The organism is Bradyrhizobium uaiense, from assembly GCF_010811875.1.
Taxonomy (GTDB): Bacteria; Pseudomonadota; Alphaproteobacteria; order Rhizobiales; family Xanthobacteraceae; genus Bradyrhizobium; species Bradyrhizobium uaiense.
Genome location: NZ_VKHP01000115.1, coordinates 1 through 14,628 on the forward strand (window position 1 = coordinate 1; position 14,628 = coordinate 14,628).

A 14,628-nucleotide genomic window follows, 5' to 3' on the forward strand; every position below is an offset into this window, starting at 1 on the left:
TGCCCATCCGTACATCTTCGCGCGGCTCGGCACACGCGACTAGCACCGCGCCACCGACATCAAGTTCCCCGGCAAGGGCACGCTGTCGCTGAAATTCGTCGGCGAGGACGGCACCGTGATCGAGCGCGAAGTGTTCAAGGCGCCCGGCGCCGGCGTCGCGATGGAGATGTACAATCTCGACGACTCCATCATCGATTTCGCCCGCGCCTCGCTCAACTACGGCCTGCTGCGCAACTACCCGGTCTATCTCTCGACCAAGAACACCATCCTCAAGGTCTATGACGGCCGCTTCAAGGACATCTTCCAGGACATCTACGACCGCGAGTTCAAGAAGGAATTCGAGGCCAAGGGCCTGACCTACGAGCACCGCCTGATCGACGACATGGTGGCCTCGGCGCTGAAGTGGTCCGGCGGCTATGTCTGGGCCTGTAAGAACTACGACGGCGACGTGCAGTCCGACACCGTGGCCCAGGGCTACGGCTCGCTCGGCCTGATGACCTCGGTGCTGCTCACCCCGGACGGCAAGACCGTGGAAGCCGAGGCCGCCCACGGTACCGTGACCCGTCACTATCGCGAGCACCAGAAGGGCAAGGAGACCTCGACCAACTCGATCGCGTCGATCTTCGCCTGGACCCGTGGCCTCGCCCATCGCGCCAAGCTCGACAACAATCCGGAACTGGCGAAGTTCGCCACCACCCTGGAGAAGGTCTGCGTCGCGACCGTCGAGGACGGCTACATGACCAAGGACCTCGCGCTCTTGGTCGGCGCCGATCAGCGCTGGCTCTCGACCACCGGCTTCCTCGACAAGGTTGCCGAGAATCTCGGAAAGGCGATGGCGGCCTGAGGCCGCCGTTTCCGAACGGCAATAGCGAGCGTTCATCATGGCCCTTGTCAGAGCTGTTGCGCTCGCATCCTTCCTGCTCACCGGATCGGCGGCCCTCGCCGCCGATCCCTTGCCTCCCTTGCCCAACGCCGTCGCGGCGCCCGGCGAGATCCCGGTCCTGTCAGTTCACGCCGAGGGCGTGCAGGTCTATGAGTGCAAGCCGGTCACCGACGGCAAGCTCGCCTGGTCATTCCGCGAACCGGTCGCCACCCTGATCGCCGACGGCCGGACGGTCGGCCGCCACTATGCTGGCCCGAACTGGGAGCATGTCGACGGCAGCGCCGTGACCGCGCGCACCGCCGGCACCGCGCCCGGCGCGACCCCTGCGGATATTCCCTGGCTGAAGCTCGAGGTGATCTCCCACCGCGGCAACGGCCTGCTGTCGAGCGTCGCCACGGTCCAGCGGATCAACACCTCCGGCGGCGAGTTCAACGGCTCCTGCGACAAGGTCGGCGCACTGAAAAGCGCGGCGTACTCGGCGGATTACGTGTTCCTGCGGAGAGACTAGGCCAAAGCGTTTTCGAGCGAAGTGAGTACCGGTTCGCGTGAAGAAAACGCGTCAAAACTAATCGCGGATGCCGCCGTCGGTCTCGTGCGGCGCCTGGGCGATTTCGGCGACAGCCAGGTCGCCACCGGCCGTGAGCGGGTCGGCGAGCCGCGCCTCGGCGGTCTCCCTGACATGCGCGGCGAGCGCCGGCATGCGCTCGATCAGGGTATGGAAGTCCTGCGCGTCGAGCAGCAGCAGCTTGGTCTTCCGCATCGCCGTCACCGTGCCGGAGCGGCTGGTCCGCCGGAGCAGTGCGATCTCGCCGAAGAATGTACCGTCAGACAACCGCACCCGCTGGTTCGGCAGGTCGATCTCGACCTCGCCGGCGGTGATGAAATACATCGACGATGCCGCATCACCGCGCCGCACCAGCACCTCGCCCGCCTCGATGGTCTGCGAGCGCAACAACCGCATGATGTCGGCGATATCGGCCGCGTTGAGATGCGAGAACAGCGGCACCCGCGCCAGCATGCCCCAGGTCACGACGAAGTCGCGGCGTCGGACCTCGTCGGCGAATGCGGTCGAGATGATCGCGACCGGCAGCGCGATCATCGCAAAGCCGACCACGATCGCGACCACCGTGACGATCCGCCCGAGCGGTGTCACCGGGACGACGTCGCCATAACCGACGGTGCCGAGCGTCACGATCGCCCACCACATCGCCTGCGGCATGGTGCCGAACTTGTCCGGCTGCACCTTGTGCTCGATGGCATAGAGCAGCGAGGCGAACAGCAGCACCGCGCCGGTCAGGATCACCACGCAGCCGAACAGCGTGCGCCGCTCGGCATGCAGCGCCGCCAGCAGCGAGCGCATCGCGGTCGAGTAGCGCACCAGCTTGAGGAACGGCAGCATGCCGAACAGCACCAGCGCGGTCTTGTCACCGATCGCAAGCGCAATCGCCGACGGCAGGAAGGCGAGCAGGTCGATCACGCCGAGCGCCGAGAAGGCGTATTCGAGCCGCGCCTGCGCCGGCGACACGTCGCGCAGGGAATGGCCGACCACGCTCCAGAGCCGCGCGGCATATTCCAGTGCAAAAGCGGCCACCGCCGCGATCTCGATCGCCGTCAGCAGCCGGCCGAACTGCGCGTCGATCTCGGGCACGGAGGCCAGGATCGCCGCCAGCACGTCGACGGCGATGATAGCGACGATGACCCCGGCAAACCGCGAGCCGCCCGAATGCGGCAGGTCATTGCGTTCGAGCAGCTCATAGAGACGATCGCGCAGGCCGGGATCGCCGATCGTGGGCTTGAGCGGAGCCGTCGCCACGATCAGCCTCTCCGTCAGGCGCCGGCCGATGCTTGTTGAGTCATGGCCTGCTCGATCGCCGACAGCGCGGCGTCGGCCTTGGCGCCGTCGGGGCCGCCGGCCTGCGCCATGTCGGGCCGACCACCGCCGCCCTTGCCGCCGAGCACCTCGGAGCCCTTGCGCACCAGCTCGACCGCGTTGAAGCGCGAGGTCAGGTCGGCAGTGACGCCGACCACGATGCCGGCCTTGCCGTCCTCGGTGACGCCGACGATCGCTACCACGCCCGAGCCGATCTGCTTCTTGCCGTCGTCGACCAGGCTCTTCAGGTCCTTGGTTTCGACGCCCTCGACGGCACGCGCGAGCAGCTTGACGTTGCCGACCTCGCGGACGCCGGAGGCTGCGCCGTTCGACGACGCTCCGCCACCGCCCATCGCGAGCTTCTTCCTGGCATCCGACAGGTCACGCTCGAGCTTCTTGCGCTCTTCCATCAGGGCGGTGATGCGCGCCGGGACATCCTCGATCGTGGTGCGCAGCTCGGCAGCCGCGGTCTTCGCCAGCGCCATCGTGTCGTTGGCATGTTTGCGCGCGTGACGTCCGGTCAGCGCCTCGATGCGGCGCACGCCTGACGCCACCGCGCTCTCGCTGGTCACCGAAATCAGGCCGATATCGCCGGTGCGGCGGACATGGGTGCCGCCGCAGAGTTCGACCGACCAGCCGAGCGCGTTCTGGCCGTGCTCGCGGGCGCTCTTGCCCATCGAGACCACACGAACCTCATCGCCGTATTTCTCGCCGAACAGCGCGCGCGCGCCGGCCTCGCGGGCGTCGTCGACGCCCATGACCCGGGTCGTCACTTCGTCATTCTCGAGCACAACATCATTGGCGATGTCCTCGACCCGGGCGAGCTCTTCCGGCGTGATCGGCTTCGGATGCACGAAATCGAAGCGCAGCCGATCGGGCGCGACCAGCGAGCCGCGCTGGGCGATATGATCGCCGAGCACCTGGCGCAGCGCCTCATGCAACAGATGGGTCGCCGAGTGGTTGGCGCGGATCGACGAACGCCTGGCGTGGTCGACCTCGAGCTGCAAGGCGGTGCCGACGTTCAGCGTGCCCTGCTCCACCGTGCCGACGTGCACGAACAGATCGCCCGCCTTCTTCTGCATGTCGGTGACGCGGAATTTGACGCCCTCGCCGGTGAGGATGCCGATGTCGCCGACCTGGCCACCGGACTCCGCATAGAAGGGAGTCTGGTTCAGCACGATCGCGCCGCTCTCGCCGGCCTTGAGGCCATCGACCTCGGCGCCGTCCTTGAGCAGTGCCGTGACCACGCCTTCCGCGCTCTCAGTCTCATAGCCGAGGAATTCGGTTGCACCGAGCTTCTCGCGCAGCGGAAACCAGATGGTCTCGGTCGCCGCCTCGCCCGATCCGGCCCAGGAGGCGCGCGCCTTCTCGCGCTGACGGTTCATCGCGTCGGTGAACGACGCCTGATCGACGCTGATGCCGCGCGACTTCAGCGCGTCCTGCGTGAGGTCGAGCGGAAAGCCGTAGGTGTCGTACAGCGTGAACGCTGTATCGCCGTCGAACATGTCGCCTTTCTTGAGGCCGGCGCTCTTCTCGTCGAGGATCGATAGTCCCCGCACCAGCGTCTTGCGGAAGCGGGTCTCTTCGAGCTGCAGCGTCTCCTCGATCAGCTTCTCCGCACGCACCAGGTCCGGATAGGCCTGGCCCATCTCGCGGACCAGCGCCCAGACCAGGCGATGCATCAGCGGCTCGCTCGCGCCCAACAGCTGCGCATGGCGCATCGCGCGGCGCATGATCCGGCGCAGCACATAGCCGCGGCCCTCGTTCGACGGCAGCACGCCGTCGGCGATCAGGAACGCCGACGAACGCAGATGGTCGGCGATCACCCGGTACGACGCGACGTTCTGCGGGTTCGGCCCGTGGCCGAGCGCCGACGAGGCCGCATCGATCAGATGACGGAACAGATCGGTCTCGAACACGCTCTCGACGCCCTGCAGGATGCAGGCCATGCGCTCCAGGCCCATGCCGGTGTCGATCGAGGGACGCGGCAGCGCCACGCGCTCCTCCTTCGTCACCTGCTCGTACTGCATGAACACCAGGTTCCAGAATTCGAGGAAGCGGTCGCCGTCCTCCTCCGGGCTACCAGGAGGTCCGCCCCAGATGTGCTCGCCGCGGTCGATGAAGATCTCGGAGCACGGACCGCACGGGCCGGTATCGCCCATTGCCCAGAAATTGTCCGAGGTCGGGATGCGGATGATACGGTCTTCCGAGAAGCCCGCGATCTTCTTCCAGTAGCCGGCCGCCTCGTCGTCGGTGTGGTAGACGGTGACGAGCAGCTTGTCCTTCTTCAGCCCGAAATCCTTGGTGATCAGATTCCAGGCGAGCTCGATCGCGCGCTCCTTGAAGTAATCGCCGAACGAGAAGTTGCCGAGCATCTCGAAGAAGGTGAGATGGCGCGCGGTGTAGCCGACATTGTCGAGGTCGTTATGCTTGCCGCCGGCGCGCACGCACTTCTGCGACGTCGTGGCGCGCTGATAGCTGCGCTTCTCGACGCCGGTAAAGACGTTCTTGAACTGCACCATGCCGGCATTGGTGAACATCAGGGTCGGGTCGTTGCGCGGGACCAGCGGCGACGACGCCACGATCTCGTGGCCGTTCTCCTTGAAGAAGTTCAGAAATGTCGACCTGATGTCGTTGACGCTGCTCATGTTCATCCAATCGGAAAAAGGGGCCGGCCAGCCGCAAAAAGGCGTCATTTTCCGGCCGAACGCTTTTAGACATTGCCAGCTGCGGTGTCCAGAAACTGTGCAGGCGGATCATGGGCTTGCCGCAACAGCACAAAGCCCGTTGATAGTCGTCCGAGTGCGTTGACAGCCTTGGCGGGGCCGTGTTTTGGTCCTACCTGTAAGTAGTCACGTCGGGAGAGACTGGCCCTGTCTTGGGCCGGCGCCGAAGGAGCAACCGCCCCGGAAACTCTCAGGCAAAAGGACCGCGTGACGTCTGACATCTGGAAAGAGGCGCTGGGGTTCTCCCCGATGCGTCCGCCGACGGGATAATACTCTCAGGCACAGCGACAGATGGGGCTTTCTGCAGGTTTCTCAAGGGGAAATAGGTCCCCGGCGGGAACCGCGAGGGCCCTGTGATGCGTGCGCACGAAAACTCCCCTCTGAAACAGACCCCGCTGCACGCGCTGCATCTGGCGCGCGGCGCCAAGATGGTGCCGTTCGCCGGCTATGACATGCCGGTGCAATACACGGCCGGCGTGCTGAAAGAGCATCTGCACACCCGCAAGGACGCCGGCCTGTTCGACGTGTCCCACATGGGACAGCTCGTGCTGAAGGCCAAATCCGGCAAGGTCGCTGACGCGGCGCTGGCGCTGGAAAAACTGGTGCCGCAGGACATCGTCGGCATCGCGCCGGGACGGCAGCGCTACGCGCAATTCACCAACAATGACGGCGGTCTGCTCGACGACCTGATGGTCGCGAATTTCGGCGATCATTTGTTCCTGGTGGTCAACGCTGCCTGCAAGGAAGAGGACGAGGCGCATCTCCGCGCAAATCTCTCGGACACTTGCGAAATCGTGTCGCTGGCCGACCGCGCGCTGATCGCGCTGCAGGGACCGAAGGCCGAATCGGCGCTGGCCAATCTTTGTCCAGATGTCAGTTCGATGAAATTCATGGACGCCGGCCCGCGCCGCGTCGCCGACATCGACTGCTTCGTCTCGCGCTCCGGCTACACCGGCGAGGACGGTTTTGAGATTTCGGTGCCCGCGGATAAGGCCGAAGCCCTGGTCGCGGCGCTGCTGGACAACCCGGATGTGCTGCCGATCGGGCTCGGTGCACGCGACAGCCTGCGGCTCGAGGCCGGGCTCTGCCTTTACGGTCACGATATCGACACCACGACGACGCCGGTCGAAGGCGCGCTGGAATGGTCGGTGCAGAAAGTCCGCCGCAGCGGCGGCGCCCGCGCCGGCGGCTTCCCGGGTGCCGACAAAATCCTCGCGCAATTCACTGATGGCGCCGCCCGCCGCCGCGTCGGCTTAAGGCCGGACGGCCGTGCGCCGGTGCGCGAAGGCGCCTCGCTCTTTGCTGACGCCACCTCGGCCGAGCCAATCGGCAAGGTGACCTCGGGCGGCTTCGGCCCGAGCCTCAATGCGCCGGTTGCGATGGGCTATCTGCCGACTGCGCTCTCCGCGGTCGGCACCACCGTTTTCGCCGAAGTGCGCGGTCAGCGGCTGCCGCTGAAGGTCGCCGCCACGCCCTTCGTCCCTAACACCTACAAACGCTAAACGCTGAAGGATCGACCCCATGACGACGCTGTACACGTCCGACCACGAATGGCTCCGCATCGAGGGCGACGTCGCCACGATCGGGATCACCGACTACGCGCAATCGCAGCTCGGCGACGTCGTGTTCGTCGAACTGCCCAAGGTCGGCCGCAGCCTGAAGAAGGCCGAGGCCGCTGCCGTCGTCGAATCCGTCAAGGCCGCTTCCGACGTCTACGCGCCGATCACCGGCGAGGTGATCGAGGTCAACGAGGCGCTTGCGGCCGAGCCGGCGCTGGTGAATTCGGATGCCGGCGGCAAGGCCTGGTTCTTCAAGTTGAAGATATCAGACAAGGGCGAGCTCGGCGGCCTGATGGACGAGGCCGCCTACGCCGCGCACACCGCCTGAGAGAATGAAGCAGATTGCGACCACACACTCACTGTCATCGCCCGGCTTGACCGGGCGATCCAGTACGCCGCGCCCCTTCAGCTTAATCACTGATGTCCCGGCGTACTGGATACCCCGCTTTCGCGGGGTATGACGGCTGACAACGAGGACCCCGTCATGAACGCGCCCTTCAAGCCGATCAACGAAGCCGCCACCGATTTCGTCCGTCGCCACATCGGACCGTCCCCGCGCGACGTCAACGCGATGCTGGAAACGGTCGGCGCCGCGAGCCTGCAGGCGCTGATGAACGAGACCCTGCCGGCATCGATCCGCCAGAAGGCGCCGCTCGATCTCGGCCGCGCGCTGAGCGAGACCGAGGCGCTCGCGCATATGAGCGAGCTCGCCGCGCAGAACCAGGTGTTCACCTCGCTGATCGGCCAAGGTTATTCCGGCACCATCCTGCCGGCGGTGATCCAGCGCAACATCCTGGAGAACCCGGCCTGGTACACGGCCTATACGCCGTATCAGCCGGAGATCAGCCAGGGTCGGCTGGAAGCCCTGTTCAACTACCAGACCATGATCTGCGACCTCACCGGGCTCGACGTCGCCAACGCCTCACTGCTCGACGAGGCGACTGCAGCGGCGGAAGCGATGGCGCTCGCCGAGCGCCACTCGCAGGTCAAGGCGAAAGTGTTCTTCGTCGACAAGGAGGTGCATCCGCAGACGCTGGCGGTGATGCGCACGCGCGCTGCGCCGTTGGGCTGGGCGCTCGTCGTCGGCGATCCCCTGACCGAGCTCGACAAGGCCGATGTGCTCGGCGCGCTTTTGCAATATCCCGGGACCACGGGCGCGGTGCGCGACCTCCGGCCTGCGATCGCATCGCTGCGCGCCAAGGGTGCGCTGGCGATCGTCGCCGCCGACCTGCTGTCGCTCGCTCTCCTGACCTCGCCCGGCGAGCTCGGCGCCGACATCGCCGTCGGCTCGGCGCAGCGGTTCGGCGTGCCGATGGGCTATGGCGGTCCGCACGCCGCCTACATGGCGGTACGCGACACGCTGAAGCGCTCGCTGCCCGGCCGCATCGTCGGCCTCTCGGTGGATTCGCGCGGCGCACCGGCCTATCGCCTCGCGTTGCAGACCCGCGAGCAGCATATCCGCCGCGAGAAGGCGACCTCCAACATCTGCACCGCGCAGGTGCTGCTCGCCGTGATCGCCTCGATGTATGCGGTCTATCATGGCCCCGAGGGCCTGACCCATATCGCACGCGGCCTGCATCGCCGCGCCACCGTGCTCGCCGCCGGCCTGCGCAAGCTCGGCTTTGCGCCGACCAGCGAGGCGTTCTTCGACACCGTGACCGTCGAAGCCGGCGCGAAGCAGATCGAGATCGTCACCCGCGCGCAGGCGGAGCGGATCAATCTGCGCATCGGCGCGACCACGCTCGGCATCGCGCTCGACGAGACCACGACGCCAGAGACCGTCGAGGCGGTGTGGCGCGTGTTCGGCGGCAAGCTCAGCTTTGCCGAGATCGAGGCGGCCGCGCGGGAGGCGCTGCCGAAGGAACTGCGGCGCACCAGCGCATTCCTCACCCATCCGGTGTTCAACACCCATCGTTCCGAGACCGAGCTCTTGCGCTACATGCGCAAGCTCAGTGATCGCGACCTCGCGCTCGACCGCGCGATGATCCCGCTCGGCTCCTGCACCATGAAGCTCAACGCCACCACCGAGATGATCCCGCTGACCTGGCCGGCGTTCGGCAACCTGCATCCGTTCGCGCCCGCGGATCAGGCCAGGGGCTACCACGCGCTGTTCAAGCGGCTGGAGCAGTGGCTGTGCGACATCACCGGCTATGACGCGGTGTCGCTGCAGCCGAATTCCGGCGCGCAGGGCGAATATGCCGGGCTGCTGGCGATCCGGGGCTATCACCTGGCGCGCGGCGAGCCGCACCGCAAGGTCTGCCTGATCCCCTCCTCCGCGCACGGCACCAATCCGGCCTCGGCCGCGATGGTCGGCATGGACGTCGTGGTGGTCGCCTGCGACGCACGCGGCGACGTCGACGTCAATGATCTCCGCGCCAAGGCCGAGAAGCATTCGGCCAATCTCGCCGCTGTCATGATCACCTATCCGTCGACCCACGGCGTGTTCGAGGAGCATATCAGCGAGATCTGCGACATCGTGCATGCGCATGGCGGACAGGTCTATCTCGACGGCGCCAACATGAATGCGCAGGTCGGGCTCTCGCGGCCCGGCGACTACGGCGCCGATGTCAGCCATCTCAATCTGCACAAGACCTTCTGCATCCCACATGGCGGCGGCGGCCCCGGCATGGGCCCGATCGGCGTGAAGGCGCATCTTGCGCCCTATCTGCCAGGCCATCCCGCGACCGACGGCGCGACAGCACACGCCATCGGCCCGGTATCGGCCGCGCCGTTCGGCTCGGCGTCGATCCTGACCATCTCCTACATCTACATCCTGATGATGGGCGGTGAAGGCCTGACGCGCGCCACCGAGATTGCGATCCTCAATGCCAATTACATCGCAGCAAAGCTGCAGCCGCACTTCCCGGTGCTGTATCGCAACGAGCGCGGACGTGTCGCGCATGAATGCATCGTCGATCCCAGGGCGCTGAAGACAACCAGCGGCGTCACCGTGGACGACATCGCCAAGCGGCTGATCGACTACGGTTTCCACGCGCCGACCATGAGCTTCCCGGTGGCGGGTACGCTGATGATCGAGCCGACGGAATCGGAATCGAAGTTCGAGATCGACCGCTTCTGTGACGCCATGATCGCGATCCGGGGCGAGATCGCGGAGATCGAGAAGGGGCGCTGGAAGGTCGAGGCGTCGCCGCTGCGCCACGCGCCGCACACCGTCCACGACATCGCCGACGATGCCTGGAACAGGGCCTATACCCGCGCCGAGGGTTGCTTCCCCGCTGGCGTGTCACGGTCCGACAAATACTGGAGCCCGGTCGGCCGCGTCGACAACGTCTACGGCGATCGCAATCTGGTGTGCTCGTGCCCGCCGATCGAGGATTACGCGCAGGCGGCGGAGTAGCGGCCGCAAACTCCCGGACGCATGCACCGTCCGGGATGCCCAAATCTGGGGTGAGCCCCGTGGCTCAACCCGTCAGCTGCAACGAAAAGAATTCGTCGTCTCCGCCGATCCGCCGAGGCCGCGGCTCGCACATCGCGATCGCAGGAGTGGATCGCGGGACGAACGATAACAAACAGCGCCGCCCGCGGCGGGAGGAAACATGCGCGAGGAATTCTGGTTTCATTTCCCGTTTCGCGTCCGCTACTCCGAAGTCGACGCGCAGGCCGTGGTGTTCAACGCCCACTACCTGACTTACTTCGATACGGCGATCACCGAGTATTTCCGCGCGCTCGGCTACGACTATCTCGGCGAGGTGGCGCGGACCGGCATCGATTTCCACACCGTGAAATCGGTCGTCGAATACAAGGCGCCGATCCGGTTCGACGAGGATATCGAGGTCTGCGTCCGCGTCGCGCGAATCGGCCGCTCCTCGATCAACCTTGCGCTTGCGATCTTCGCCAAGGGCTCCGACGATCTGCGCGCGACCGGCGAGATCATCTGGGTCGCCACCGACCAGACAACCCATCAGTCGGTCGCCGTGACGGAAGACTTGCGGGCGCTGATCGCGAGCCGGGAAAAGGCGCTGGCGTAGGGATACGCCTTACGGAGCGACCAAGCTGCGACTCTCGACGTCCCAGCGCCATAGCCGGTCATTGGTCAGCTCCGTGCCGCCCCACCAGCGATGGACCGGATTGTACTGGCTGAAGTCGGCGGCGCCATCGACGATCGCCTGGCCGAGGCCGGTCAGCGCAAGCCGGCTTCGCTTGTAGCGTTGGTGCCGGTCAGGATCTTCGTGCATGGCGAGATCGAACGGCCCCTCGTCGAGGCCTCCGATGGCCGGTACCGGGCAACGAGCCAGTCCATCCAGCAAGGCTCCGATCTCCCAATAGCCGAACGTCTGCCGCTCGTTGGGTTTCTCTTGTACCGGGAACAAGTCGTACGGATGGACATGCGCCGCCGACAGCAACTCGAGCATTTGCATTTCTGTCGCGCCAAGCGCGGAGCCATGCGAGGGAAGCTCTTCCAGCAGCGCGACGACTGAATTCCGTAATTGCGGAAGCGCACCTAGACCCTGATCCAGCAAATTGAACCAGAGCTCCGGGGTTGATGCGCCCCAAGCGCTCCAAGCGTCGCTGGCGGTCTGGAGATGATGGTCGCGGACAGGCGCAAGGTGCCGCTGCCAAGCGGCCAAATCAACCGGCTGTCGCGCGCCGATGATGTGATCCGTCTGCAGGATCGCAAGCCTGGACGTAACGTTCGTGTACCGGCGCAGGTAATCCAGCAGCCAGATCAATTGCAGGTGCGAGTTCGGATCGGGATCGACCCATAGTTCGACGGCATCGAAGCGCTCGCAGAATTCGATCAGTCCAAGACCCTGACGATGTGCTTCCTCGAGTAGTCGGCCGGTGAGATTGTCCAGCCAGTGAGCGCCCAGACGGCGCGCAGCCGTGCACGGCGAGAGCAAGGCGTCCAGCTCGCTTGATGCCGGCAATCTTCCGCACACAAACCGCTGCTCGACGCCAATCACGCAATCGGCAAGCAGCGCGGCCTTCAAGACACCCGCGCCGCTATCGGTGAATGTGAAGATGAGTCTGGTCACGATGGGTTCATTTCGGGTCAGGCCAATTCATTTTTTCGAACTTGCCAGACGACAGTTTTCGCGCTTCCGCCTCGCTCCTATGAGCAGACTTAAGGAGCGACCAAGCTGCGGCTCTCGGTGTCCCAGCGCCGAGGCCGGTATCACACCCGGGAAGCTCTTCGAGCAGCGCAATGACGGCTGCCCGGAGCCGCGGCATGGCAGTCAGATCCTCCATCAGGAGGTCGAAACAAAGCTGCGGTGTCGGCGCGCGATAGGCATTCCAGGCACGACTGGCCAATTCCAACCGATCATCGGTCACCGCAAGTGCAGGCAACCGCCATTTCGCCGAGCTCTCGCCCCGGTACCTGGCGATCTCGACATCGCTCTGGACCAGACTGAGCTTCGAGACGATGTGCCGGTGCGGCCGGAGCACGTCGAGCAACCAGAACAGGACCAACTGATCATTCGGCTGCGGATCAGCCCATAGCTCGATGCCGTCGCAACGCTCGCACAGCTCGACGAGACCGACGTCATTGCCGATCGAGCCCAGCCATCTTGCACTCGCGAAGTCGAGCCAGTGGGTGTCGAAATCTGCATGGCTTGCGGAGCGTGCGGCCAGCAAGCGCGTAAGCGCGGCTGATGAGGGCATTGGCCCCAAACGAAGCGCGGCCTCAACCCGACGACGATCCGCCCTGCCCGCCTGCCTCAGGCGATAGCTCGCGAGATCGCTGGTCGCAAGGATCAGACTTGTCACGATACTCTCCGGCTACGCGCAACGGCGTCAGCACCGCAAGATGAGGACCAACAGGCTTACGAACGCCGCACAAAACCAAACGGGCGCCGAAGACGTCGGCAACTCAACGTCCTCAGCGCCCGCTTGCAGCGAAATGATGTGATCGTTTGAGCATGATCTTTTCGGAAAACCGCTTTGCACTTTTCCGGATCATGCTTGAGACTTACTCCTCCGTCGGCTCCTCACCCTCGGCGTCGCGCTCCGGCGTGCCGGCAAGGATCTGCTCGGAGATCAGACCGGAGTTCTGGCGGATCGCGGCTTCGATCTTCGCGGTGATGTCGGGGTTCGCCTTCAGGAACGCCTTGGAATTCTCGCGTCCCTGGCCGAGCCGCTGGCTGTCATAGGAGAACCAGGCGCCGGACTTCTCGACGATGCCGGCCTTGACGCCGAGATCGAGGATCTCGCCCATCTTGGAGACGCCTTCGCCGTACATGATGTCGAACTCGACCTGCTTGAAGGGCGGCGCCAGCTTGTTCTTCACCACCTTGACGCGGGTGGTGTTGCCGACGACCTCGTCGCGCTCCTTGATCGCGCCGATGCGGCGGATGTCGAGACGGACGGAGGCATAGAACTTCAGCGCGTTACCGCCGGTGGTGGTCTCCGGCGAGCCATACATCACGCCGATCTTCATGCGGATCTGGTTGATGAAGATCACCATGGTATGGGACTTGTTGATCGAGGCGGTGAGCTTGCGCAGCGCCTGGCTCATCAGGCGCGCCTGCAGACCGGGCAGCGCATCGCCCATCTCACCTTCGAGTTCGGCCTTCGGCACCAGCGCCGCAACCGAGTCGACCACCAGCACGTCGACCGCACCGGAGCGCACCAGCGTGTCGCAGATCTCCAGCGCCTGCTCGCCGGTGTCCGGCTGCGAGATCAGGAGCTCGTCGATGTTGACGCCGAGCTTGCGCGCATAGACCGGATCGAGCGCGTGTTCAGCATCGATGAAGGCGCAGATACCGCCCTTCTTCTGGCCTTCCGCCACAGTGTGCAGCGCCAGCGTGGTCTTGCCCGAGGATTCCGGCCCGTAGATCTCGACGACGCGTCCTTTCGGCAGGCCGCCGACGCCGAGCGCGATATCGAGCCCGAGCGATCCCGACGACACCGTCTCGACATCCATCGAACGATCGTTCTTGCCGAGCTTCATCACCGAGCCCTTGCCGAACTGGCGCTCGATCTGGGAGAGCGCGGCTGAGAGGGCCTTGGACTTGTCCATGGAGGATCCTTCGACGATACGCAGTGCAGTAGCGGACATTTGGGATGTGCTCCTTATGGCGGGGATTCGCTAGCGGGACAAACGGGCGATGAGAGATCAGGCGGTGATCAGGTGGAATGCGTTGTTGATAGGAACCTCGTACCACGTTTGTTCTATGTTCGCAATATGTTCTTTTGAGCAGGTAGGTACTGGCCGAAATAGGCCACTCGCCAAACCAAAACAGGCCACTGGAACGGGCAGTGTCGGCGGACGTTTGCACCTCACGTCGGGCGTTGGTTGCCCCCCGCGCTCGGCGAGGCTGTACGGCGGCCCCAGCACCCCCCGCTGGGGCCGTCCTTTTTGGCCACTCACAGGTGCGAAATAGGCCACTCGCTGGGAACGATTCAGTGTCGGGAAAATTAGGCAATTGACGGCGCGGATACCGCCTCCACCCAAGAGGAGGCAACCGCAAAATTTTGTTCTGTGTACAAGCGGTGGATAGAGATACTGTCGGACGGCCAGAAAGAGGCCGCCAACTGAGGCGGCCCGGCTCACTCTTGCTGGGTATGAAAGTGCGCCGGGCCTAGGCCGACCCCATGTTAGTGGCGTCAACCCAACAGCGATCTTTA

General features: G+C 65.0%; 10 protein-coding genes, 1 pseudogene and 1 riboswitch. Of the genes and pseudogenes, 6 read left to right on the forward strand and 5 right to left on the reverse strand.

The genetic code is table 11. The features are described 5' to 3' along the window. Nucleotides 1-43: 43 nt before the first annotated feature. Together FNJ47_RS25075 and FNJ47_RS25080 are read left to right on the forward strand one after the other, a co-directional pair. Nucleotides 44-844: pseudogene (locus FNJ47_RS25075) on the forward strand (NADP-dependent isocitrate dehydrogenase); the annotation flags it as partial. Between the two features lie 37 nt (nt 845-881). After that, nucleotides 882-1,391 (forward strand): DUF3455 domain-containing protein, encoded by a 510-nt coding sequence (locus tag FNJ47_RS25080; RefSeq protein ID WP_163157935.1) that lies wholly within the window; start codon nt 882-884, stop codon nt 1,389-1,391. Nucleotides 1,392-1,448: 57 nt separating this feature from the next. Here the strand turns inward: FNJ47_RS25080 and FNJ47_RS25085 are convergent, their stop codons facing one another. Further along, nucleotides 1,449-2,699, reverse strand: coding sequence for an ion transporter (locus FNJ47_RS25085; protein WP_163157968.1), 1,251 nt, complete (start codon nt 2,697-2,699; stop codon nt 1,449-1,451). Nucleotides 2,700-2,710: 11 nt separating this feature from the next. Beyond that, nucleotides 2,711-5,401, reverse strand: a complete 2,691-nt coding sequence (gene alaS, locus FNJ47_RS25090; protein ID WP_163157937.1) for an alanine--tRNA ligase — start codon at nt 5,399-5,401, stop codon at nt 2,711-2,713. Between the two features lie 200 nt (nt 5,402-5,601). Continuing rightward, nucleotides 5,602-5,694: riboswitch (glycine riboswitch) on the forward strand. Nucleotides 5,695-5,835: 141 nt separating this feature from the next. On the opposite strand from alaS, the gene gcvT reads away from it, so the two are divergent. The 4 genes from gcvT to FNJ47_RS25110 all read left to right on the forward strand — a co-directional run bounded on the left by gcvT (nt 5,836) and on the right by FNJ47_RS25110 (nt 11,027). Continuing rightward, nucleotides 5,836-6,981, forward strand: coding sequence for a glycine cleavage system aminomethyltransferase GcvT (gcvT, locus tag FNJ47_RS25095; RefSeq protein WP_163157939.1), 1,146 nt, complete (start codon nt 5,836-5,838; stop codon nt 6,979-6,981). 19 nt (nt 6,982-7,000) lie between these two features. Further along, nucleotides 7,001-7,366, forward strand: a complete 366-nt coding sequence (gene gcvH, locus FNJ47_RS25100; RefSeq protein ID WP_074124812.1) for a glycine cleavage system protein GcvH — start codon at nt 7,001-7,003, stop codon at nt 7,364-7,366. A 156-nt stretch (nt 7,367-7,522) separates the two neighbouring features. Beyond that, nucleotides 7,523-10,396, forward strand: a complete 2,874-nt coding sequence (gene gcvP, locus FNJ47_RS25105; protein WP_163157941.1) for an aminomethyl-transferring glycine dehydrogenase — start codon at nt 7,523-7,525, stop codon at nt 10,394-10,396. Between the two features lie 199 nt (nt 10,397-10,595). Continuing rightward, nucleotides 10,596-11,027 carry an acyl-CoA thioesterase gene (locus FNJ47_RS25110; RefSeq protein ID WP_163157943.1) on the forward strand — a complete coding sequence of 144 codons (432 nt, stop codon included), beginning with the start codon at nt 10,596-10,598 and terminating at the stop codon, nt 11,025-11,027. A gap of 9 nt (nt 11,028-11,036) precedes the next feature. On the opposite strand, the gene FNJ47_RS25115 is transcribed toward FNJ47_RS25110, so the two are convergent. The 3 genes from FNJ47_RS25115 to recA form a co-directional block, all read right to left on the reverse strand. Further along, a complete protein-coding gene (locus tag FNJ47_RS25115) occupies nt 11,037-11,990 on the reverse strand; it encodes a hypothetical protein (RefSeq protein WP_236000090.1) in 954 nt (317 codons plus the stop codon). A 52-nt stretch (nt 11,991-12,042) separates the two neighbouring features. Then, complete coding sequence (locus FNJ47_RS25120) at nt 12,043-12,636, reverse strand: hypothetical protein (protein ID WP_163157946.1); 594 nt, start codon at nt 12,634-12,636, stop codon at nt 12,043-12,045. A gap of 334 nt (nt 12,637-12,970) precedes the next feature. Further along, nucleotides 12,971-14,059 (reverse strand): recombinase RecA, encoded by a 1,089-nt coding sequence (recA, locus tag FNJ47_RS25125; RefSeq protein WP_016848520.1) that lies wholly within the window; start codon nt 14,057-14,059, stop codon nt 12,971-12,973. Nucleotides 14,060-14,628: the final 569 nt, after the last annotated feature.

Excerpts from the sequence above, each read along its gene's own strand:
- FNJ47_RS25110 (WP_163157943.1), top strand. The coding sequence starts at position 10,596 with ATGCGCGAGGAATTCTGGTTTCATTTCCCGTTTCGCGTCCGCTACTCC.
- gcvT (WP_163157939.1), top strand. The coding sequence starts at position 5,836 with ATGCGTGCGCACGAAAACTCCCCTCTGAAACAGACCCCGCTGCACGCG.
- gcvP (WP_163157941.1), top strand. The coding sequence starts at position 7,523 with ATGAACGCGCCCTTCAAGCCGATCAACGAAGCCGCCACCGATTTCGTC.
- FNJ47_RS25080 (WP_163157935.1), top strand. The coding sequence starts at position 882 with ATGGCCCTTGTCAGAGCTGTTGCGCTCGCATCCTTCCTGCTCACCGGA.
- recA (WP_016848520.1), bottom strand. The coding sequence starts at position 14,059 with ATGTCCGCTACTGCACTGCGTATCGTCGAAGGATCCTCCATGGACAAG.
- gcvH (WP_074124812.1), top strand. The coding sequence starts at position 7,001 with ATGACGACGCTGTACACGTCCGACCACGAATGGCTCCGCATCGAGGGC.
- alaS (WP_163157937.1), bottom strand. The coding sequence starts at position 5,401 with ATGAGCAGCGTCAACGACATCAGGTCGACATTTCTGAACTTCTTCAAG.